The sequence below is a fragment of the Salinibacillus kushneri genome (assembly GCF_900111405.1).
Taxonomy (GTDB): domain Bacteria; phylum Bacillota; class Bacilli; order Bacillales; family Alkalibacillaceae; genus Salinibacillus; species Salinibacillus kushneri.
The window spans coordinates 293,953-316,869 of sequence record NZ_FOHJ01000004.1 but is presented as its reverse complement, the minus strand read 5'-3'; the positions used below and the strand labels follow the sequence as shown (position 1 = coordinate 316,869).

At 37.5% G+C, this 22,917-nt stretch carries 20 protein-coding genes; all 20 read left to right on the top strand.

Annotated elements, in window-relative coordinates; all coding sequences use genetic code 11:
- The first annotated feature begins 29 nt into the window (after positions 1-29).
- The 20 genes from pyrH to BMX63_RS08055 all read left to right on the top strand — a co-directional run bounded on the left by pyrH (position 30) and on the right by BMX63_RS08055 (position 22,914).
- Entirely contained in the window at positions 30-758 is a 729-nt protein-coding gene (gene pyrH, locus BMX63_RS08150) for a UMP kinase (protein WP_093133924.1), read from the top strand.
- A complete protein-coding gene (frr, locus tag BMX63_RS08145; protein WP_093133921.1) occupies positions 755-1,312 on the top strand; it encodes a ribosome recycling factor in 558 nt (185 codons plus the stop codon). The genes pyrH and frr overlap by 4 nt, the downstream gene beginning before the upstream one ends.
- A 207-nt stretch (positions 1,313-1,519) precedes the next feature.
- Positions 1,520-2,281, top strand: coding sequence for an undecaprenyl pyrophosphate synthase (locus BMX63_RS08140; protein WP_093133919.1), 762 nt, complete (start codon positions 1,520-1,522; stop codon positions 2,279-2,281).
- A gap of 15 nt (positions 2,282-2,296) precedes the next feature.
- Positions 2,297-3,091, top strand: coding sequence for a phosphatidate cytidylyltransferase (locus BMX63_RS08135; RefSeq protein WP_093133916.1), 795 nt, complete (start codon positions 2,297-2,299; stop codon positions 3,089-3,091).
- A 20-nt stretch (positions 3,092-3,111) separates the two neighbouring features.
- A complete protein-coding gene (dxr, locus tag BMX63_RS08130; RefSeq protein WP_093133913.1) occupies positions 3,112-4,260 on the top strand; it encodes a 1-deoxy-D-xylulose-5-phosphate reductoisomerase in 1,149 nt (382 codons plus the stop codon).
- 15 nt (positions 4,261-4,275) lie between these two features.
- Complete coding sequence (gene rseP, locus BMX63_RS08125; RefSeq protein ID WP_093133910.1) at positions 4,276-5,535, top strand: RIP metalloprotease RseP; 1,260 nt, start codon at positions 4,276-4,278, stop codon at positions 5,533-5,535.
- A gap of 72 nt (positions 5,536-5,607) precedes the next feature.
- On the top strand, positions 5,608-7,317 hold the full coding sequence (locus tag BMX63_RS08120; RefSeq protein WP_093133907.1) for a proline--tRNA ligase: 1,710 nt from the start codon (positions 5,608-5,610) through the stop codon (positions 7,315-7,317).
- A gap of 74 nt (positions 7,318-7,391) precedes the next feature.
- Positions 7,392-11,684, top strand: a complete 4,293-nt coding sequence (locus tag BMX63_RS08115) for a PolC-type DNA polymerase III (protein ID WP_093133904.1) — start codon at positions 7,392-7,394, stop codon at positions 11,682-11,684.
- 321 nt (positions 11,685-12,005) lie between these two features.
- Positions 12,006-12,479 (top strand): ribosome maturation factor RimP, encoded by a 474-nt coding sequence (gene rimP / locus BMX63_RS08110; RefSeq protein WP_093133901.1) that lies wholly within the window; start codon positions 12,006-12,008, stop codon positions 12,477-12,479.
- A 12-nt stretch (positions 12,480-12,491) separates the two neighbouring features.
- Positions 12,492-13,544, top strand: coding sequence for a transcription termination factor NusA (gene nusA, locus BMX63_RS08105; protein WP_425441463.1), 1,053 nt, complete (start codon positions 12,492-12,494; stop codon positions 13,542-13,544).
- Between the two features lie 68 nt (positions 13,545-13,612).
- Positions 13,613-13,888, top strand: a complete 276-nt coding sequence (rnpM, locus tag BMX63_RS08100) for an RNase P modulator RnpM (RefSeq protein WP_093133898.1) — start codon at positions 13,613-13,615, stop codon at positions 13,886-13,888.
- A complete protein-coding gene (locus BMX63_RS08095) occupies positions 13,885-14,199 on the top strand; it encodes a L7Ae/L30e/S12e/Gadd45 family ribosomal protein (protein ID WP_093133895.1) in 315 nt (104 codons plus the stop codon). Before rnpM ends, BMX63_RS08095 begins: the two co-directional genes overlap by 4 nt.
- 4 nt (positions 14,200-14,203) lie before the next feature.
- Positions 14,204-16,339: a translation initiation factor IF-2 gene (gene infB, locus BMX63_RS08090; RefSeq protein WP_093133892.1), complete on the top strand. Its 2,136-nt coding sequence runs from the start codon at positions 14,204-14,206 to the stop codon at positions 16,337-16,339.
- Positions 16,336-16,614, top strand: a complete 279-nt coding sequence (locus tag BMX63_RS08085) for a DUF503 domain-containing protein (protein WP_093133889.1) — start codon at positions 16,336-16,338, stop codon at positions 16,612-16,614. Before infB ends, BMX63_RS08085 begins: the two co-directional genes overlap by 4 nt.
- A 32-nt stretch (positions 16,615-16,646) precedes the next feature.
- A complete protein-coding gene (rbfA, locus tag BMX63_RS08080) occupies positions 16,647-17,003 on the top strand; it encodes a 30S ribosome-binding factor RbfA (RefSeq protein WP_093133886.1) in 357 nt (118 codons plus the stop codon).
- 81 nt (positions 17,004-17,084) lie between these two features.
- Positions 17,085-18,005, top strand: a complete 921-nt coding sequence (truB, locus tag BMX63_RS08075; protein ID WP_093133884.1) for a tRNA pseudouridine(55) synthase TruB — start codon at positions 17,085-17,087, stop codon at positions 18,003-18,005.
- Positions 18,006-18,051: 46 nt separating this feature from the next.
- Positions 18,052-18,999: a riboflavin biosynthesis protein RibF gene (ribF, locus tag BMX63_RS08070; protein ID WP_093133881.1), complete on the top strand. Its 948-nt coding sequence runs from the start codon at positions 18,052-18,054 to the stop codon at positions 18,997-18,999.
- 130 nt (positions 19,000-19,129) lie between these two features.
- Positions 19,130-19,399 (top strand): 30S ribosomal protein S15, encoded by a 270-nt coding sequence (gene rpsO, locus BMX63_RS08065; RefSeq protein WP_093133878.1) that lies wholly within the window; start codon positions 19,130-19,132, stop codon positions 19,397-19,399.
- Between the two features lie 179 nt (positions 19,400-19,578).
- Positions 19,579-21,690 (top strand): polyribonucleotide nucleotidyltransferase, encoded by a 2,112-nt coding sequence (pnp, locus tag BMX63_RS08060; protein WP_093133875.1) that lies wholly within the window; start codon positions 19,579-19,581, stop codon positions 21,688-21,690.
- 267 nt (positions 21,691-21,957) lie between these two features.
- Positions 21,958-22,914 carry a polysaccharide deacetylase family protein gene (locus BMX63_RS08055; RefSeq protein ID WP_093133872.1) on the top strand — a complete coding sequence of 319 codons (957 nt, stop codon included), beginning with the start codon at positions 21,958-21,960 and terminating at the stop codon, positions 22,912-22,914.
- Positions 22,915-22,917 lie beyond the last annotated feature (3 nt).

Here is a 22,917-nt window from a genome sequence, read left to right as displayed (position 1 = left end):
TGAAAAATTGATAATAGATGGAGGTTACTATGACATCAATCCGATACAAACGCATTGTGTTAAAATTAAGTGGGGAAGCTCTCAGTGGGACTGCAGGTTATGGACTTGATCCTGCAATTGTTAAGTCCATTGCACAACAAGTAAAAGAAGTGTCAGAATTAGGAGTAGAAGTGGCCGTTGTTGTAGGTGGCGGCAATATATGGCGCGGAAAAGTTGGTAGTGAAATGGGGATGGACAGGGCTACGGCTGATTACATGGGAATGCTTGCTACGGTTATGAATTCTCTTGCTTTACAGGACAGTCTTGAGAATATCGGCATTCCAACAAGGGTTCAGACATCTATTGAAATGAGACAAGTTGCTGAGCCTTATATTAGAAGAAAGGCCATGCGCCATTTAGAGAAAAAACGAGTAGTTATTTTTGCAGGCGGAACAGGTAATCCGTATTTTTCAACAGATACAACTGCAGCACTGCGGGCAGCCGAAATCGAAGCCAACGTTATCCTTATGGCTAAAAATAATGTTGACGGTGTTTATAATGATGACCCTGTTAAGAATAAGGATGCGAGAAAATACACGGAATTATCCTATTTAGATATTTTAAATGAAGGATTAGCTGTTATGGATTCAACTGCATCTTCACTCTGTATGGACAACAACATACCGCTTATTGTATTTTCCATTACCGAGGAAGGAAATATTAAACGTGTTGTCCAAGGAGAAAATATCGGAACCATTGTGAGGGGGAAAGAAAAATGAGTCAAGCTGTAATGAATGAAACACGACAAAAAATGGAAAAGGCGACTGAGGCATATTCTAAACAATTAGCAACGGTACGAACAGGTCGAGCAAACCCATCGATATTAGATGGTGTTTTAGTGGAATACTATGGTGCTATGACCCCACTTAACCAGCTAGCTAATATTTCTGCTCCTGAGGCCCGGTTACTTGTCATTACACCATTTGATAAAAGTGCATTGGGCAATATGGAAAAAGCGATTCAAAAGGCAGATTTAGGATTAACACCAAATAATGATGGAAATCTTATTCGTATTAATATCCCTGCATTGACAGAAGAACGACGAAAAGAATTAGTGAAAATTGTACGTAAATATGCTGAGGAAGCAAGGGTACAGATACGTAATATTCGCAGAGACAGTAACGATCAGTTAAAGAAGCTTGAAAAAGATGGAGATTTAACGGAAGATGAATTGCATGGATTTCAGGATGATGTTCAAAAAGAAACAGATAAATATATAAATAAGATTGATGACTTAACAAAAGCGAAGGAAGACGGAATCCTAGAGGTTTAATGAGAATTTTCCTTTTAGATGATATGATATCCTTGTTACCTTCATAAAAATTGGATAAGGATATAAAAATCTCCCTCATTTTGGGGGATTTTTCGCATGTATGAAATATTCGTGAGGGAGGAGGATAATCTCCCTTTCATATTCATACATATGTGAATGTTATTTTTATTAAATGGATAGATAAATCCTGACTGGAGGATTTAATGTATGGCAATACGGATTCCTTTTTTAAAACGTAAGAATACCAAACATAGTAAAATACAATCAAAAGAAAATCTGCCAGGACACGTCGCAATTATTATGGATGGTAATGGGAGATGGGCGAAAAAAAGAGGTCGTCCTAGGGCCGCGGGCCATAAAGAAGGAATGAAAACGATTAAAAAAGTTGTCAAAAAAGCAGTTGAACTGAACCTAAATGTTCTTACACTATATGCTTTCTCGACAGAAAACTGGAAACGGCCTAAATCAGAAATTGATTTTATTATGAAATTACCAAATGAATTCTTAGATACATATTTACAGGAATTGATAGATAATAATGTTCAAGTAAGAACCATAGGTGACTTTAGTGAATTACCTGCACATACCCAACAAGCCGTTCAGACTTCCATTGATAAAACTGCACATAATGATGGACTTATTTTAAATTTTGCCTTAAATTATGGAAGCAGAAATGAAATTGTGGGAGCTGTTACACAAATTGTTAATGATGTGAACAAACACCGCTTGACAGTGGATGAGATAAATGAAGAAGTAATTTCCGATAGATTGTATACAAAAGATTATAATGATCCAGACTTATTAATACGAACCAGTGGCGAAGTTCGCATCAGTAACTTTTTATTATGGCAAATTGCATACGCTGAATTTTACTTCACGGATGTATTATGGCCAGATTTTGATGAAAATGAATTTGAAAAATCCCTCATAGAGTATCAAAATCGTAAGAGGAGATATGGGGGAATTTAAGGTGTTGAAGAAAGCATGAAAGAAAGAGTGTTAACTGCCATTATAGCATTACTCATATTTGTACCGATTGTCATATTTGGTGGGTGGTTTTTTCAGCTTATCATTTATTTATTAGCCTCACTATCACTTTTAGAGTTATTAAAAATGCGCAATATTTCTTTCCTTTCCTGGCCGTCAATGATTTCTATGCTATCATTATGGATTATTTTATACGATTCATCTATGCTACAAGTCCCTTTTCTAGAGAACTTTATTAAAATTGAATGGTTTACTTTAGGTTTATTTTTATTATTAGGGTATATGGTTTTGAAAAAAAATACGTTTACATTTGAAGCCGTTGGTTTTATGGTTACTGCTATTATTTATGTAGGAATGGGATTCTATTATTTTATTGTGGCAAGAGAAGCAGGACTGGAATATTTGCTGTATGCTCTAGTTGTGATCTGGGCAACAGATACAGGTGCTTATTTCGTTGGACGCTCGATGGGAAAGATAAAATTATGGCCTGATATTAGTCCGAAGAAAACTGTTGAAGGCTCCTTGGGTGGTGTTTTATTAGCCTGCATTGCGGCTGCTATTTTTCAATTGATCTATCCATTTACTGCATATTCCATTTTTCAGATCATATTGGTTACTGTAATAGCATCGATTGTAGGACAAATTGGTGACTTAGTGGAATCGGCCATTAAACGGAGATATGATGTAAAAGATTCGGGGAAAATTTTACCGGGGCATGGTGGTATATTAGATCGCTTTGATAGTTTAATTTTTATGCTGCCTGTTTTATATTTTATTGGATTTTTTACTTAAATGGGTGAGGAGCGGTTTAAGTGCAAACTATTACATTGCTTGGCGCAACAGGGTCCGTTGGCTTTCAAACGATTGAAGTTATTCGGCAATTAAAAAATGAATTTCATTTAAGTGCTATTGCATTTGGTTCAAACATAGAAAAAGCACTTCCTGTTATCTATGAGTTTCGCCCGGAATATATTGTTGTCAAAAATAAAGAGACTAAGCAGGAATTAGAAAAAACCATAACCTATAATCCCAAAATAAGTGTGGGGAGTGAAGGGATGACTGAAATCGCGACTCTCCCCGATGTAGATATAGTTGTGAATGCAGTTATGGGAAGTGTAGGACTTGAGCCAACTTTGGAAGCTATTAGAGAAAGAAAAAAAATTGCTTTTGCTAATAAAGAGACCCTGGCCACAGCTGGACACCTCGTCATGAAGGAAGCTAGAAAATATGGTGTTGAACTCCTTCCTGTTGATAGTGAGCATGCAGCTATCCACCAATGTCTTAAAGGTGAGCGAACAGATGAAATCAATCGTCTCATTATAACAGCCTCAGGTGGTAGTTTTAGAGACAAAACGAGAAATGAACTTCAGAACGTTACCTTAAAGGATGCTCTTAAACATCCAAATTGGAGCATGGGGGCTAAAATTACGATAGACTCGGCTACGATGATGAATAAAGGTCTGGAAGTAATTGAGGCTCACTGGTTATTTAACATCCCCTTTCAGCAAATCGATGTAATTTTACATAGAGAAAGCATGATTCATTCCATGGTAGAATTTAAAGATCATAGTATAATGGCCCAACTCGGATCAACAGATATGAAAGGTCCAATTCAATATGCTTTAACGTATCCAAAAAGGCTTGATATTTCAATTACAAAAGGGTTAAACTTAATTGATATAGGTAAACTTCATTTTGAAGAAATGAGTTTGGAACGCTTTCCTTGTTTAAAAATGGCATATGATGCAGGGAAATATGGAGGGACAATGCCTGCAGTTTTGAATTCTGCAAATGAACAAGCTGTTGAATTGTTTTTGAATAACAAAATTTCTTTCCTTGCTATTGAAGATTTTATTCAAAAAGCAATGGATGAGCATACAATAGTAAAGGATCCTGATTTATCTACAATTATAGAAGTAGATCAATCAACAAGACGACGAGTAAAATCTTATGTAAACTAAAGGAAGGTGCTTTCTTTGAATACCGTTATTGCATTTATCTTTATGTTTGGTCTGCTCGTATTTATCCACGAGTTCGGCCATATGATTTTCGCGAAAAGAGCAGGAATGTTAGTTCGCGAATTTGCCATTGGATTTGGACCGAAAATCTTTTCTTATCGCAAAAAGGAAACTTTATATACAATAAGACTTCTCCCAATAGGGGGTTATGTACGTGTTGCGGGTGAAGATCCAGAAATTATTGAACTAAAACCCGGACATCATATTGGCCTGGAATTTAATGAGTCTGACAAGGTCGAAAAAATTATAGTAAACAATAAATCAAAACATCCAAATGCCCGAGTGATAGAGGTGGAAGGGGCTGATTTGGATCATGAGTTAGTTATAACGGGTTATGATGTGGATAGTGAAGAGCGCTTAACGTTTGATGTTGATCCTAAAGCATTCTTTATTATGGATGAAAATGAAACACAAATTGCTCCATATGATCGTCAATTTGCATCAAAGTCAGTACCGAAGAAAGCCATGCAAATTTTTGCAGGACCAATGATGAATTTTGTACTTGCCATCATAGTATTTATCATCTTAGGTTTTGCACAAGGGGTTCCAGTGGAGGAAGCGCAGCTTGGAGAGATTAGCGAAAATTATCCTGCAGCTGAGTCAGGTTTGCAACAAGGGGACCGTATTTTACAGGTGGATAATCAGTCCATAGATACGTGGGTGGATTTCGTTATGGAAATTCAAGAGCATCCGAATGAAGAAGTTGAATTAATGGTTGACCGAAATGGGGAAGTTATGAGCGTTCCTATCACGCCTGATGCGATTGAAGAGCAAGGAAAAGAAATTGGTCAAATTGGGGTTCGACAGGCATTTGAGCACTCACCAGGTGAAATTGTGAAATTTGGTTTTACAGAAACTTATGAACTGTCAACACTTATTTTAACAAGTGTTGGTCAATTAGTTACAGGCCAGTTATCGATTGACAGCCTTGCCGGTCCTGTGGGAATTTATGATGTGACAGACCAGGCTGTACAAACAGGTTTTTATACATTCTTAACCTGGACAGCGATGTTAAGCGTAAACTTAGGAATCATCAATCTATTACCGCTTCCGGCACTTGACGGAGGACGCCTGATATTTATAGGATATGAAGCCGTTCGAGGTAAACCAATTGATCCTCAAAAAGAAGGGATTGTCCATTTTCTCGGATTCGCACTCCTTATGTTACTCATGATTGTTGTAACATGGAATGATATCCAACGATTATTCACTCCTTAGTGATTTCGATGGCACCCATAGATTGAACAAAAATTCGAATCTTTTTAGAATAGAAAATCGAGGTGCATGATTATGAAACAAAGTAACTTGCTATTACCTACTTTAAAAGAGAATCCAACTGATGCTGAGATTAAAAGTCATCAATTGCTTGTGAGAGCTGGATATATGAGACAAATTGCTTCAGGTCTGTACAGCTTTTTACCATTAGGGAATCGTGTTTTAAGAAAGGTAGAACAAATCGTACGAGAAGAAATGGATGAAGCTGGTGCTACCGAAATTCTTATGCCTGCTTTACAGCCATCTGAGTTGTGGAAGGAATCGGGCCGTTGGCAGACATATGGTCTCGAACTAATGCGAATTGATGACCGTCATAGTCGGGAATTTGCTTTAGGTGCCACTCATGAAGAGGTTATTACCAGTATAATTCGAGATGAAGTGAAAAGTTACAAAAAGTTACCTTTAACGGTCTATCAAATTCAATCAAAATTTAGAGATGAAAAAAGACCCCGGTTCGGATTGCTAAGAGGGCGTGAATTTCTAATGAAGGACGCCTATTCCTTCCATGATAGCTTTGACAGCTTAGATAAAACCTATGAAACAATATTTAATGCTTATCGTAACATTTTTACTCGTTGTGGATTGGATTTCCGTGCTGTTATTGCTGATTCAGGTGCTATGGGAGGAAAGGATACCCATGAATTTATGGTTTTATCAGATGTAGGGGAAGATGTGATTGCCTATTCTGATACATCTGATTATGCTGCGAATATTGAAATGGCACCTGTCATTACAAAATATGAACCCTCAAATGAAGAAGCAAAAGAATTACAAAAGGTTGAAACACCAAATCAAAAAACGATGGAAGACGTAGCTCATTATTTAGGACATTCACTGGATAAGGGCTTGAAGGCTCTTATGTTTAAAGTGGACGAGCAGCTAGTTTTAGTTATTACGCGTGGGGATCATGAAGTAAATGATGTAAAATTAAAAAATTTATATGACGCTAGTATCGTTGATTTAGCAAGTGAAGAAGAAACAAAGCAAGCCATGAACGCAGGGTTTGGATCATTAGGTCCTATAGGTGTACCAGAAAATGTAGACATTATAGCTGATTATGCTGTTCAATCTGTGGTAAATGTTTCTTGCGGGGCTAATGAAGATGGCTATCACTATATTAATGTAAACCCTGAACGGGATTTTATGGTGAAAGAATATGCAGATTTACGTTTTATTCAAGAAGGGGATCCATCTCCTGATGGTAAAGGAATGATAAAGTTTGCCAGAGGGATTGAAGTAGGTCATGTATTTAAATTAGGAAAGTTCTATTCTGAGAAAATGGATGCCTCCTACTTAGATCAAAATGGAAAAGCGAATCCGTTCATTATGGGTTGCTATGGTATAGGAGTTTCCAGGACGTTAGCTGCTATTGTTGAACAGTATCATGACGATCATGGAATCACATGGCCTGTTCAAGTGGCTCCATATCAGGTCCATCTTCTTGCTTTAAACATGAAAAAGGATGAGCAAAAAGAGCTTGCTGAGGAAATTTATGAAACATTGAAAAAAGCCGGTATTGAAGTTTTATTTGATGATCGAAAAGAACGCGCAGGTGTTAAATTTGCAGACAGTGACCTCGTGGGAATTCCACTTAGAATAACTGTTGGAAAGCGTGCGGATGAAGGCTTCGCAGAGCTTAAATATCGTCAATCCGGAGATCAGCAGGATATTTATAAATCTGATATTATTGATACTGTACGTTCTTTCATGAGTGAGGTAAAATAGAATAGAACATTTTTTGAGCCCTTGTCATCCAAATTCGACAGGGGCTTTCCAGTTTATAAAGGGGAGGTTTGATTATGACGGTCACCAACCGTGAAAAAATGGATATATTACTGGAGCAAATTCAATTACCTAATGACATCATAAATACCTATTTTCAAGAAGCCTCCTTAGAGAAATTAACTGTTTTTAAGAAGGAGAAAAAATGGCGTTTTACGTTTCATATTCAGGATTTGTTGCCCCCAGACGTATTCCAGCTATTTGAAACCAAAATACATGAAGCTTTTGATCATATCGCTTCTGTAGATTTTATACTAAAGAGTGATAATAAGGAATTTAAGGAAGAGCATCTAGGTGAATATTGGACAGTCTTTATTCAATCTATACCTGATTTATTACCAGCTTATAAAGATAATCTTTATGAACAAACTCCGGAAGTCTCTGGTAACAAATTAACGATAACAGCTCGGAATGAGGCTGAATCACAAGCCATTAAAAAACGTTTACAAGGCCCTTTACAAGACTTTTGTATGAAAATTGGCTGTTCGCCGTTGCAAATCCAAGTCGATGCTAAAGAATCCGAAGAAGACCGGAAGCGTTTTATGGAGATGAGACAGCAGGAAGATAAAACCTTGATACAAAAAGCTGTGAAAGATAAGGAAGAAAGAGCAAGAAAACAAAGTGAAGAAAAAAGCGATGAGCCATTTATGATTGGTTATCCTATTCAGGAAGAACCGATTGGAATGAAGGCTATTATTGAAGAGGAACGAAGAATAGCGATTGAAGGTTATGTTTTTGATGTTGAGATTCGTGAGCTTCGATCGGGTCGTCATCTGTTGATTGCCAAAGTAACAGATTATACGGATTCTATTACGATTAAAATGTTTTCAAACGGTGAGAGTGATCAGGATAAGTTTAAACAGTTCAAAAAAGGTATGTGGGTACGTGCAAGAGGAAGTATTCAAACGGACACCTTTACAAACGAACTTACGATGATGGGACGCGATATTAACGAGATCCAAAAAACGGTTCGTTCAGATAATGCCCCAGAGGATAAAAAACGCGTAGAACTACATGCCCATACCATGATGAGTCAAATGGATGCTCCTGTATCGGCTTCCCGGTTGATTGAAACCGCAGCAAAGTGGCAGCATCCAGCTGTTGCCATAACTGATCACGCCGTTGTCCAGTCATTTCCTGAAGCTTATGCTGCAGGAGAAAAGCACAACATTAAAGTTCTATACGGTGTTGAAGCTAATGTAGTCGATGACGGAGTTCCCATTGCTTATAATGAACAGGACCGTTCTTTAGAAGATGCAGAGTATGTTGTTTATGACGTCGAAACAACTGGTTTATCGGCCGTCTATGATACCATTATTGAACTTGCTGCCGTAAAAGTGAAAAATGGTGAAATTGTTGATCGATTTGAAGCCTTTGCCAATCCCCATCATCCGTTAAGTGAAACCACTACTGAATTAACAGGAATTACGGATGATATGGTTCAGGACGCACCTGAAGTGGATGAAGTATTAGAAGACTTTCATACCTGGATGGGTGATTCCATTTTGGTTGCTCATAATGCCAGTTTCGATATGGGTTTTTTAAATGCTGGGCTTAAGAAAATTGGGAAAGAAAAGGCTTCAAATCCAGTTATTGATACCCTTGAACTTGCAAGATTTTTACTTCCTAATTTAAAAAATCACCGTCTAAATACGTTATGTAAACAGTTTAACATTGAATTAACCCAACATCACCGAGCAATCTATGATGCAGAAGCTACGGGTTACTTACTCTGGAAGCTGGTTCAAGAATGCTTTAAAAAGGACATTTCCAATCATAATCAGCTTAATAACCACATGGGAGAGGGGAATGCTTATCAGCGTTCAAGACCATTTCATGTAACGTTATTAGCACAAAATCAGGAAGGGTTAAAGAACTTATATAAGTTAGTATCCCATTCACATATTGATTATTTTTACCGGGTTCCACGAATTCCCCGTTCAAAGCTGCAAAAATATCGTGAGGGGATTTTAATAGGTTCAGGCTGTGATAAGGGTGAACTGTTCGAGACGATGATGCAGAAGTCTAAAGAAGAAGCAGAAAACGTTGCAGCTTTTTATGATTATATTGAAATACAGCCGCCTTCTAATTATGCTCATTTAATCGAAAAAGAGCTTGTTCGGGATGAACATGATTTACACGATATTTTAAAGAATCTAGTAGAGCTTGGGGACAAATTAGACAAGCCTGTTGTTGCCACTGGAAACACTCACTACATTGAAAAACATGAAAAAGTGTACCGTCAGATTCTCATTGCATCTCAAAGTGGAAATCCGTTAAATCGTCAGACACTACCTGATGTTTATTTCAAAACAACAAATGAAATGGTGGAGGATTTAGCCTTTTTAGGTGAAGATAAGGCTTTTGAGCTTGTCGTTCAAAACACACAAAAAATTAGTGACTGGATTGAGAACATTAAACCAGTTAAAGAGGATTTATATACACCAAATATTGATGGCGCAGAAGATGAAATGCGAAATATGAGCTATGGTCGTGCCAAAAGTATTTACGGTGATCCACTGCCAGAGATAGTCGAAAAACGTCTGGATAAAGAGCTTGATAGTATCATAGGTAATGGCTTTGCGGTTATCTATCTCATTTCACATAAACTAGTTAAAAAGTCGTTGGATGATGGTTATTTAGTTGGTTCAAGGGGATCTGTTGGGTCATCATTAGTAGCAACGATGTCAGAAATCACAGAAGTTAATCCTCTGCCACCTCACTATGTATGTCCTAATTGTCAGCATTCTGAGTTTTTTGATGATGGATCAGTTGGTTCTGGTTTTGATTTGGCAGAAAAGGATTGTCCACAATGTGGTACACGATTAAATAAAGATGGACAGGACATACCGTTTGAAACGTTCTTAGGTTTTAAAGGAGATAAAGTTCCTGATATTGATTTGAACTTTTCAGGAGAATATCAGCCACGTGCTCATAACTATACAAAAGTACTATTTGGTGAGGATAAGGTTTATCGTGCTGGAACTATAGGTACGGTAGCTGATAAAACGGCCTATGGCTATGTGAAAGGATATGCATCTGATCATGATATTACTTATAAACAGACTGAGGTTGATCGTCTAGTTCAGGGATGTACAGGTGTAAAACGAACAACTGGACAGCATCCAGGTGGCATTATCGTGGTTCCGGATGATAAAGATATTTACGACTTCACACCCATTCAGTATCCAGCAGATGATCGGAGCTCAGAGTGGAGAACGACTCACTTTGATTTCCATTCTATTCATGATAATTTGCTTAAGCTGGATATACTTGGACACGATGATCCGACCGTCATACGTATGCTGCAGGATTTAACCGGAATTGACCCTCAAGATGTACCTACTGATGACTCTGAAGTGATGAAAATTTTCAGTGGTCCTGAATCGCTTGGGGTTGATGCGGACCAAATCATGTGTAAAACTGGAACATTAGGGGTGCCGGAATTTGGTACAAGATTTGTTCGACAAATGCTGGAAGATACAAAACCATCTACATTTGCCGAACTCGTTATGATATCCGGATTATCTCATGGTACAGATGTTTGGCTTGGAAATGCGCAGGAACTGATTAACAAAGGAATTTGTACGTTACCTGAGGTTATTGGCTGTCGGGATGACATTATGGTTTATTTACTTCATAAAGGCTTAGAAGCTTCCCTGGCATTTAAGATTATGGAATTTGTGCGTAAAGGGAAAGGACTACAGGATGAATGGATTGAAGAAATGAAAAAGCATGATGTACCTGATTGGTATATTGAATCCTGTAAAAAAATTAAGTACATGTTCCCGAAAGCTCACGCAGCTGCATATGTACTCATGGCGATACGAATTGCTTATTTTAAAGTTCATTACCCTATTTACTTTTATGCGGCCTATTTCAGTGTGCGGGCCAGTGATTTCGAACTGGATACTATGATTAAAGGCAGTCAGGCCATTCGAAAGCGGATTGAAGAAATCATGAACAAAGGAAATGACGCTTCTCCAAAAGAAAAAAGCTTGTTAACCGTGCTTGAGGTGGCGTTAGAGATGAATGAAAGAGGATTTTCATTCCAAAAAGTAGATTTGTATCGTTCTGATGCAAAGGATTTCCTTGTGGATGGAGATACATTAATACCACCTTTTAATGCCATTGATGGACTCGGTACAAATGCTGCATTAAACATTCAGAAAGTCCGTGAAGATGGCGAATTCCTATCCAAAGAAGACTTACGCGAAAGAAGTCGTATCTCTAAAACGGTTCTCGAATATTTAGATGATCATGGTTGTTTAGAAGGATTACCTGATGCCAATCAGTTATCCCTATTTTAATACGTTTGCAAAGTTTATGAAGTTATGGTATATTTTTGTTGGTATAACAAAGGATACGAAGTGAGGATAAAGAGTGGGGAACCCCACTCTTTCCTATTACTTGGATGGAAATTACTTTATTTAGAAAAATAAAGTATAAATCAGGTCTTATAAACCTCCATTTTTGTTTAAGAGCGTTTTAAGCCCTTCCGTTTTTGTTATGTTGTGCAAATGGCTCTAGTAAATTCCCTGCTTTAATGGCAGGGAATTTTATCGTCCATTGAGCTATTAAGAGCTAAGTGCCAGGGGGAATTCTACATAAACGCTAAAGGAGTGATCAAAATGGGAAAAAAGGTAACAGACACAACAGAAGAGCTCGTTCAACCCATTTTAGACGACATGAATTTGGAACTTGTAGACACTGAATTCGTGAAGGAAGGTAAAAACTGGTTCTTGCGTGTTTATGTCGATAAAGAAGGCGGTGTGGATATAGAAGAATGCGGCAAAGTAAGTGAGGCTTTAAGTGAAAAGTTAGATGAAGTGGAGCCTATTAAAGATCCATATTACTTAGAAGTATCATCACCAGGAGTAGAAAGACCTCTAAAGAAGAAGAAGGACTTTGTCGATCATGTAGGTGAAAATATCTACGTGAAAGTATATAAGGCTATTGATGGTGAAAAAGAATTTGAAGGAAAGCTCCGTTCTTTTGAAAATGACATCGTAAATTTGGAAGTACAAGTGAAAACAAGAACGAAAAATGTAGAGATTCCTTTCGACCAAATAGCCAAAGCACATTTAGCTGTTACATTTAATTAAAAGGAGGACATAATGGTGAACACCGATCTCTTTGAGGCAATCCAATATTTAGAGAAAGAAAAAGGCATCGATAAAGAAGTATTAGTCGATGCCCTGGAGGCTGCCTTAATATCAGCATATAAAAAGAATTTCAAGTCTAAAACGAATGTTAGAGTAGACTTGAATGAGGAAACAGGCTCCATGCATGTACTGGCACGAAAAACAGTTGTCGATTCAGTTGAAGATACACAAACCGAAATTAGCATGCAAGAAGCACAACAAATTGATCCAAGTTATGAAGAAGGCGATGTTGTTGAGCTTGAGGTAACGCCAAAGGATTTCGGACGAATCGCTGCTCAGGCAGCTAAACAAGTCGTCACCCAGCGCGTTAGAGAAGCAGAACGTGGAGTCATTTATAATGATTTTATTGATCGTGTAGAAGATGTTATGACAGGAATCATTCAACGTAAAGACCATCGTTTTATTTATATCGATTTAGGAAAAGCGGAAGGTCGCTTACCACATAATGAAGTTATGCCAAATGAAACGTATGATGTCCATGATCGCATTAAGGTTTTCCTAACAAAAGTTGAGAGTACCAATAAAGGACCTCAAATATTTGTATCCCGTACCCATCCTGGGCTTTTAAAACGTTTGTTTGAGATGGAGGTTCCTGAAATCTATGATGGAATCGTAGAAATTAAATCTGTTTCAAGAGAAGCAGGGGATCGTTCCAAGATTTCTGTACATGCGGAGGATCCTGAAATTGATCCAGTTGGCTCTTGTGTAGGTCAGCGCGGCCAAAGAGTTCAAGCTGTGGTTGATGAGCTAAAAGGAGAAAAAATTGATATCGTAGAGTGGTCAGAGGATCCTGTTGTGTATATTTCGAATGCGTTAAGTCCAGCAAAGGTTCTATCTGTTCTGGTTGATGAGGAAGACAAAGCAACCACTGTAATCGTTCCGGATTATCAGTTATCATTAGCAATTGGTAAACGAGGTCAAAATGCACGACTGGCAGCTAAATTAACAGGCTGGAAGATTGATATTAAGAGTGAGTCTGTTGCAAAAGAAGAAGGTTTACTATAGGAAAACCATGAGGAAGAAACTTATTCCGAATTAGAAGACAATTCTTTTGAATAAGGGGAGATTTTCTTATGGCAAAAAATAAAAAAATACCTTTACGAAAATGTGTTTTGACAAAAGAAATGAAGCCTAAGAAAGAGCTTATTCGAGTTGTAAAGAATAAAGAAGGCGATATTTTTATAGATGAGACAGGTAAGAAAAATGGTCGGGGTGCTTATTTATCTAAAGATAAAGAAGTCATTGAACAAGCTGAAAGTAAAGATGTTCTGTCTCAAACATTTAATGTAAAGGTAGATACGAAAATATATCAAGAATTACGTGACTATGTTGAAGGTGTGAAGCATTGAAACAGTCCTACTTAAATCTTGTCGGATTAGCTTTCAGAGCTGGAAAGTGCAGCTTAGGAGAGGAAACCATTTTAAAAGATATCCGTTCAAAGCAATTAAAGCTCTTAATTATTGCAGAGGATGCAGCACCAAATACAATAAAGAAATTTACGGATAAGTGTACGTTTTATGATATACCGTTTGTAATTGGAGATAATCGTGACACATTATCCCAAGCGATTGGAAAAGAAGGCAGAGTAGCTGTCGGAGTAAAAGATAGCGGATTCGCCAAAAAGATTGTCTCCATGGTCGAACAAACTAACCGGGGGTGAATGTATGAGTAAAATGCGAATTTATGAATACGCAAAACAGAACAAGCTAAAAAGTAAGGAAGTCATTGAAAAACTAAAAAGTTTAGACATTGAGGTATCTAACCACATGTCCACCATAACAGATGGAACGAAAGCTTTATTGGATAAAGAATTTGGTTTTGGTGGAAAACCTGAAGATCAAACAACGAAACCAGACAATAAGAAACAAGACAAAAAACCTAAGAATAACAACCAAGCTCAGAATAAGAAGTCTGACAAAAAGACTAATGAAAATAGAAAAAACGGTCATAAAAAAGAAAAACAAAAGAAAAATAAAAATACTATGAAACAAAACAATAATAAAAATCAACAACAATCAAATAAACAAAATAGTCAAACCCAAGCCCCTAATAAGATTACCTTTTCTGGTTCTTTAAGTGTTGGTGAATTAGCGGAAAAGTTAAATAAAGAACCATCTGAACTTATTAAAAAGTTAATGTTTTTAGGAGTTATGGCAACGATTAATCAAGATCTGGATAAAGATACTATAGAACTTCTTGGTGAAGAATACGGAGTTGAAGTTGAAGAAGAAGTGGTTGTTGATGAAACAGACATCGAAAATTATGTTTTTGAAGACGCTGAAGAAGATTTAGTTGAGCGGCCATCTGTTGTAACCATTATGGGGCACGTTGATCATGGTAAGACAACATTACTTGACTCTATTCGTCATACCAAAGTAACAGAAGGTGAAGCAGGTGGAATCACGCAGCATATTGGTGCTTATCAAATTGAACAGGATGAAGGGAAGAAAATTACCTTTTTAGATACTCCTGGGCATGCTGCTTTCACAAGTATGCGTTCCAGAGGGGCTCAAGTAACGGATATTGCTATATTAGTCGTAGCAGCAGATGATGGGGTTATGCCTCAAACTGTTGAAGCGATCAATCATGCTAAAGCTGCCGAAGTCCCGATTATTATAGCGGTAAATAAAACCGATAAAGAAGGGGCGAACCCTGACCGTGTTATGCAGGAACTAACTGAGTATGAGCTTGTTCCGGAAGATTGGGGAGGAGACACAATCTTTGTTCCTGTATCTGCTCTTAAAGGAGAAGGTATTGATGATTTGCTTGAAATGATTACGCTTGTTGCAGAAGTAGAAGAATTAAAAGCAAATCCTAATAGACATGCAGTTGGAACAGTGATTGAAGCTCAATTAGATAAAGGACGGGGCTCCGTAGCTACATTACTCGTTCAAAATGGTACGTTAAATGTTGGGGATCCTTTAGTTGTTGGCCATACTCATGGTCGAGTAAGAGCTATGGTTAATGATGAAGGACGTCGTATTAAAGAGGCGGGACCATCGACTCCGATTGAGATTACAGGCTTAAATGATGTGCCTGAGGCTGGAGACCGCTTCGTAGCTTTTGAAGATGAGAAAAAGGCAAGACAAATTGGTGAAGCAAGACAACAACAGCAAATTGAGGCTCAACGAAATGATACAGCTAAATTAAACCTTGATGACCTATTTGAGCAGATTAAGCAACAAGATATGAAAGAAATTAATCTTATTGTTAAAGCCGATGTTCAAGGTTCCGTTGAAGCTGTTGCAGCATCTTTACGTAAAATTGAAGTAGAGGGTGTGAAAGTGAAAATTATTCACACTGGTGTTGGAGCCATTACGGAATCAGATATTATACTTGCCTCGGCATCAAACGCGATTGTTATTGGCTTTAATGTAAGGCCTGATGCAAATGCTAAGAAGACTGCAGAAACAGAAAATGTTGATGTAAGGCTTCACCGCGTTATTTACAAAGCGATTGAAGAAATTGAATCGGCTATGAAAGGTATGCTTGATCCTGAATATCAAGAAAAAGTTACGGGGCAGGCGGAAGTTCGTGAAACCTTTAAAGTTTCCAAGGTGGGAACCATTGCAGGCTGCTATATTACGGATGGTAAAGTAACCCGTAATGCAGGTGTACGCCTCATCCGTGATGGAATCGTACAATTTGAAGGAGAAATCGATTCATTAAAACGTTATAAGGATGATGTAAAAGAAGTTGCCCAAGGGTATGAGTGTGGTATAACGATTAAAAACTATAATGATATTAAAGAAGGAGATATCATTGAAGCCTTTGTAATGGAGGAAGTTAAACCTGTATGATTCTCTATCTTGAAATCGAATGCTTCATTTATGACACCCAATCACTAAAGCAAAAACGATCGGTTTTAAAACGTTTGATTCATAAAATCAGACATTTATTTAATGTGTCCATAAGTGAATTAGATTATCAAGATTTGTGGCAGCGAACAGCAATAGGAATCGCTCATGTTTCTTCCGATAAAATACAGGCAGAAAAGGTTTTACAAGAAGTTTTAAAAGTAGTCGACTCTTTTACAGAACTGGAAGTAACCCATAAACAATTTGAATGGTTATAGACTCATCCCTTGACATAAAGAGGTGTTAGATAATGAGTGAACTACGTGTCAATCGAATTGCTGAACAGATGAAAAAAGAACTCGGGGATATTATTGGAAAAAAGATTAAGGATCCTCGTATTGGCTTTGTTACTGTAACAGATGTAAAAGTAACAGGTGACTTGCAGCAGGCGAAGATTTTTATTTCCGTTTTAGGGGATGAAGACCAAAAACACGATACATTGGCTGGTCTTGCAAAAGCAAAAGGCTTTATCCGCTCAGAAATTGGAAAACGAATTCGATTACGTAAGACACCTGAAATTACTTTTGAATTTGATGAAACCATTGAGTATGGAAATCGAATTGAAAGAATCTTAAGTGAGCTCAATGAAGATTCGAATGGACAGTAGACATAAAAGGGATAGGCAATTTGTGTCTATCCTTTTTACTTGTTTACATACACCCATTAGATATAGATAGGAGGAATCAAAATGGACGGAATCCTCCCCTTATGGAAAGAAGCTGGAATGACATCTTATGATTGTGTTTTTCAAGTTCGAAAGCTTTTAAAAACAAAAAAGGCTGGTCATACAGGAACGCTGGATCCCCAGGTTGATGGTGTTTTGCCGATTTGTATTGGGCAAGGTACTAAAATCTCATCCATCATTATGGATTCTCCAAAGGTGTATGAGGCGGAAGTTTGCTTAGGGATGGCTACCGAAACAGAGGATAAGGAAGGGCGCATCATAGACCAAAAAGAGGTTTCTCATAACTTTACTATCGATGATATTAAGAAGGTTTTATTCCATTTTGAAGGAGAGATTCAGCAAATACCTCCCATGTATTCTGCTGTAAAGGTAAAAGGGAAAAAGCTTTATGAATATGCCAGACAAGGAATTGAAGTGGAACGGCCTAAAAGACAAGTAAATATTTATAACCTGGAATTGTTATCCCATTCCATTTCCTGGTCACAAAACGATTCAACAGCATCATTTCGTGTTCGTATCGAATGCTCAAAAGGTACATATATTCGAACGTTATGTGTCGATATAGGTAAAGCACTGGGTTATCCTGCATATATGTCAAAGTTGACCCGCACAGAGTCTGGCTCATTTACTTGTAAACAGTCCATTTCTCTGGAAAAATTGAAAAAGACCGTAAATGAAAATACAATGAAAGAAAATGTATACTCAATCGACTTTGCTTTACAAAAATTTGATACACTATATGTGAGTGATCACGAAAAAAGTCGTTTTATGCATGGACAAGTATTGCCTTTACCAAATGATTTACCACAAACCAACCCTTTTCGAATTAAGACAATGAAGGAAGAATTAATTGCTTTATATCAAATTCATCCGAATAAGGACAGCCTAATGAAACCGTTTAAAATGTTTCAAGTCCATACTTAGTCTTAAACGTAGAGAGAATATTTGCTGTTGTAAAGAAGGTGGAAAAATGGAAGTTTTTAATCTGGAATATCCAAATCAAATTTATTTGGATGATATACAGGAAATGATGTCTTTAGCTATTGGCTATTTTGACGGCGTACATCGGGGGCACCAGGAGGTTATTGGGGAAGCGAAAAGAGTTGCCCAAAAAAAGGGGTATAAGAGTGCGGTTATGACCTTTCATCCTCATCCTTCTGTTGTATTAAGTAAACAAAAAAAGGAGATCCACTACATAACACCAAAAAGGGACAAAATGGATCAGTTTGAGCAATTCGGTATCGATTATGTCTTTATTGTAAGGTTTAATGAAGCTTTAGCTCAATTAGAGCCACAACAATTTGTAGATGAATTTCTAATCAAACTTGGTGTTAAGCATTTGGTAGCCGGCTTTGATTTTTCATATGGTCATAAAGGGAAAGGTACGATGAATACGATTGAAGAGCATTCTCGAGGGATGTTTACCTTTTCGACTATAGACAAGATTACACATAATGAGGAAAAAATAAGTTCTACGGCTATACGGGAAAAAATTTCTACTGGTAAAATGGAAGAGGCCCATCAACTATTAGGAAGACCTTATCACTTAAGAGGTACTGTAATTCAAGGAGATAAAAGAGGACGTACACTAGGATTTCCAACTACAAATATTGAACTTTCCGATGACTATTATTTACCTAAAGCAGGAGTATATGCTGTTAAAATTACAGTAAGTGAGGTTATTTATGATGGGATGGCTAATATCGGATATAAACCAACATTCAATGAAAATGAAGGAAAACCTTCGATAGAAGTGTATATTTTTGATTTTTCTGGAAACATTTATGGTAAAGAGGTCGTAATAGACTTGTTCCATTATATACGCGGCGAACAGAAATTCTCCAGTATTGAGGAGCTTAAGTCACAGTTGCATAATGACGAGGAAAGAATACGACATTTTTTTGCGATTTCCTCATAAATCCTCTTGCATTTTTAGTTAAAAAGATGTATCGTATAATCCGTACGTTATTCAACCATCGCTTGGCTTAGCGCTTCACCAACGCTACGCTAGGAGAATGGGGATTATCATAATTAGGAGGTGAAACAGGATGGCTCTAACACAAGAACGTAAGAATGAAATCATCAATGAGTTTAAGACACACGAAAATGATACTGGATCTCCAGAGGTTCAAGTTGCTGTCCTAACTGAAGAAATTACAAAACTCAATGACCATTTACGTTATCATAAGAAAGATCATCATTCACGTCGTGGTCTTTTGAAGATGGTAGGTAAACGTCGTAACTTGTTGAACTACTTACGTAAAAAAGATGTAACTCGCTATCGTGAGTTAATTCAAAAACTTGGTCTGCGTCGCTAATTCTATTTTAGTTTCGTGGATTTTTAGAGAAGGAACAAAAGCGGGATAGAATCCCGCTTTTTCTATAGAAAGAAGTATTGTTATATTTTGGATAGGGGTATTTTTTTACATAAATTCAAATGCGGTTGTTACAATCTAACTATAAACGTAATTTTTGTTTGAGAGGAGTAGTATATAAAATGGCAGAAGACAAAAAGGAATACTCCATTGATATTGCAGGCCGTACACTTAAAATTGAAATTGGTGAACTTGCCAAGCAAGCAAATGGTGCCTGCATGATAAGATATGGAGAAACAGCTGTATTATGTACAGCTACTGCATCAAATGAACCTAAAAATTTAAATTTTTTCCCGCTTACAGTGAACTATGAAGAAAGGTTATATGCTGTAGGAAAAATTCCAGGTGGTTTTATTAAAAGGGAAGGTAGACCTAGTGAGAAAGCGATTTTAACTTCCCGCTTAATCGACCGTCCGATAAGACCTCTATTTCCGGATGGCTTCCGTAATGAAGTTCAGGTTATCAGTACAGTAATGAGTGTTGATCAGGACTGCTCATCAGAAGTAGCTGCCATGATTGGATCTTCTATTGCTTTAGGTGTTTCAGATATCCCATTTAATGGACCGATTGCAGGTGTAATCGTAGGACGAATTGATGGGGAATTCATCATTAATCCTACTGTGGAGCAATTAGAACAAAGTGACATTAATCTTTCCGTTGCCGGCACCAAAGATGCGGTCAACATGGTAGAAGCCGGAGCTAATGAAGTACCTGAAGAAGTCATGCTTGAAGCGATTATGTTTGGTCATAAAGAAATCCGAAGACTCGTTGAATTCCAGGAAAAGATTATTGAAGAAGTCGGTAAAGAGAAAATGGAAGTAGAACTTTTTCAAGCTGAAGAGTCCATTAGAGAGCAAGTAGAAAAGGATGCAAAAGAAAAATTAGTTGAAGCCATTCAGGTAAAAGAAAAGCATGCACGGGATGAAGCGATTGACCAGGTGAAAGATGAAATAATAGAGAAATATACGGAAGAAGAAGCAGACGAAGATGTGCTTGGGCAAGTTCGTGAGGTTCTAGAGGCATTGGTTAAAGAAGAAGTTCGCCGTTTAATTACGAAGGAAAAGGTTCGTCCGGATGGCCGTGCTCCAGATGAAATCAGACCTCTATCTTCACGTGTTGGAGTCTTACCACGAGCACACGGTTCAGGCTTATTTACCAGAGGTCAAACACAGGCTTTAAGTGTATGTACGTTAGGAGCACTTGGTGATGTTCAAATTTTAGACGGACTTGATTTAGAAGAGTCAAAACGCTTTATGCATCACTATAATTTCCCTTCCTTTAGTGTAGGAGAAACAGGACCTATCCGTGGCCCGGGTCGTCGTGAAATTGGACATGGTGCATTAGGTGAGCGTGCATTAGAACCGATTGTACCTTCTGAAAAAGATTTCCCTTATACCATTCGCGTGGTTTCAGAAGTATTAGAATCCAATGGATCTACCTCTCAGGCTAGTATTTGCGGAAGTACAATGGCTATGATGGATGCAGGTGTCCCAATTAAAGCACCAGTAGCAGGTATTGCAATGGGATTAGTGAAACAAGATGACGATTATACTATTTTAACTGATATACAGGGAATGGAAGACCATCTTGGTGATATGGACTTTAAAGTAGCCGGTACAGAAGCAGGCGTAACGGCTCTACAGATGGATATTAAAATTGAAGGCCTATCACGTGAAATTTTAGACGAAGCTCTAACGCAGGCTAAAAAGGGACGTATGCATATATTAGGACATATGCTTGAAACCATTAATCAACCACGTCATGAATTGTCAACGTATGCACCAAAAATCTTAACGATGAGTATTAATCCTGATAAGATCAGAGATGTTATCGGACCTAGTGGAAAACAGATTAACAAAATCATTGAAGATACTGGTGTGAAAATTGATATTGAACAAGATGGAAATATCTTTATTTCATCGGCTGATATGGAAATGAACAAAGAAGCTAAAGGGATTATTGAGGATCTTGTTCGAGAGGTTGAAGTAGGTAAAATATATCTTGGTAAAGTTAAACGTATTGAGAAATTTGGTGCGTTTGTTGAACTCTTTAAAGGCAAAGAGGGCCTTGTTCACATTTCACAACTGGATGAACGCCATATTAAAAATGTTTCAGACGTTGTTTCCGTTGGAGATGAAATTCTGGTTAAGGTTAAGGAAATTGATAACCAAGGCAGAGTTAATCTTTCCAGAAAGGATGCAATGAAAGAACAGGAAGTAGCGAATAAGGAATAGTAAAACCAAGAATTTAAGTAAGAAGCTGGCCTGCCAGTTTCTTTTTTATTGTCTTTTTTGTATGGCAGGACATGCCCAGTCGCCTTCGCTTTTCTATGTCCAGCTGCGGCTCCTAGGTCTAAGCGGATATAAGCCAAAGCCATTCCGTGGCGAAAAAAACGTGCCACTCCATGTCTCTGGCTTATCCCACCAGACCTGACCAGTCACCTCCGCTTTTCGGTTCTACATAGGACATGTTTTTCATAGGGTTTAGGGAGGGGGGGTTTTATGAGGCGGCGTTTTTGGATGCAGGGGCTTTTGTTTGTTGGATTGGTAATGCTATCATACGGTTTTTTTGAAAATTCCTTTACTAAAGATTATGTTTCGGTGATTGAGAATATATCTGTTTCCTCAGTGGATAAAAATGATCCGCTGTATAAGGAAATTGAACAAAAAGCATCAGAATATGAGGTAAAACCTCAAGATGCTAAAATAGATAAGGTTTGGAAAAAAATGCCGGGACTAAACGGCTTAAAGGTTAATTTGGATAAATCATACTTAAACATGGAGAAACAAGGAGAGTTTGACGAAAATAAATTAGTATTTAGTGAAACACAACCTGAAGTAAAGTTTGAAGACCTTCCAGCTGCCCCTGTGTACCGTGGGCATCCTGAGAAAAATATGGTATCTTTTTTAATTAATGTTTCCTGGGGAGAAGAATACATTCCAAGCATGATGAAAATTTTAAAAAAACATAACATAAAAGCGACCTTTTTTATAGATGGAAAGTGGGCACAGGAGAATGTGGACCTGTTAAAAATGATTGATGAGGAAGGTCATGAAATTGGAAGTCATGGCTATAATCATCCAGATATGAGTCAAATGAATTCATCACAACTGACCAGCCAGGTTACCAAAACAAACGGAATTATTAACTCCATTATTAAGAAAGAGCCTAAACTATTAGCTCCACCAGCAGGTAGTTTTAATGCTAATGTTGTTGATATAGCTGATCAGCATGATATGGAAACCATTATGTGGACCATCGATACTATTGACTGGAAAGATCCCAGCCCATCGGATGTTATGAACCGTGTAGTTCCTAAATTAGAAGGTGGATCAATGATATTAATGCATCCTACAGAAGTTATGGAAGATACACTTGAAGAATTAATTTTGAAAATCAAGGAAAAAAACTATAAAATTGGTACCGTTGGCAATTTGTTAACAGAGAATCGATCGTAATGG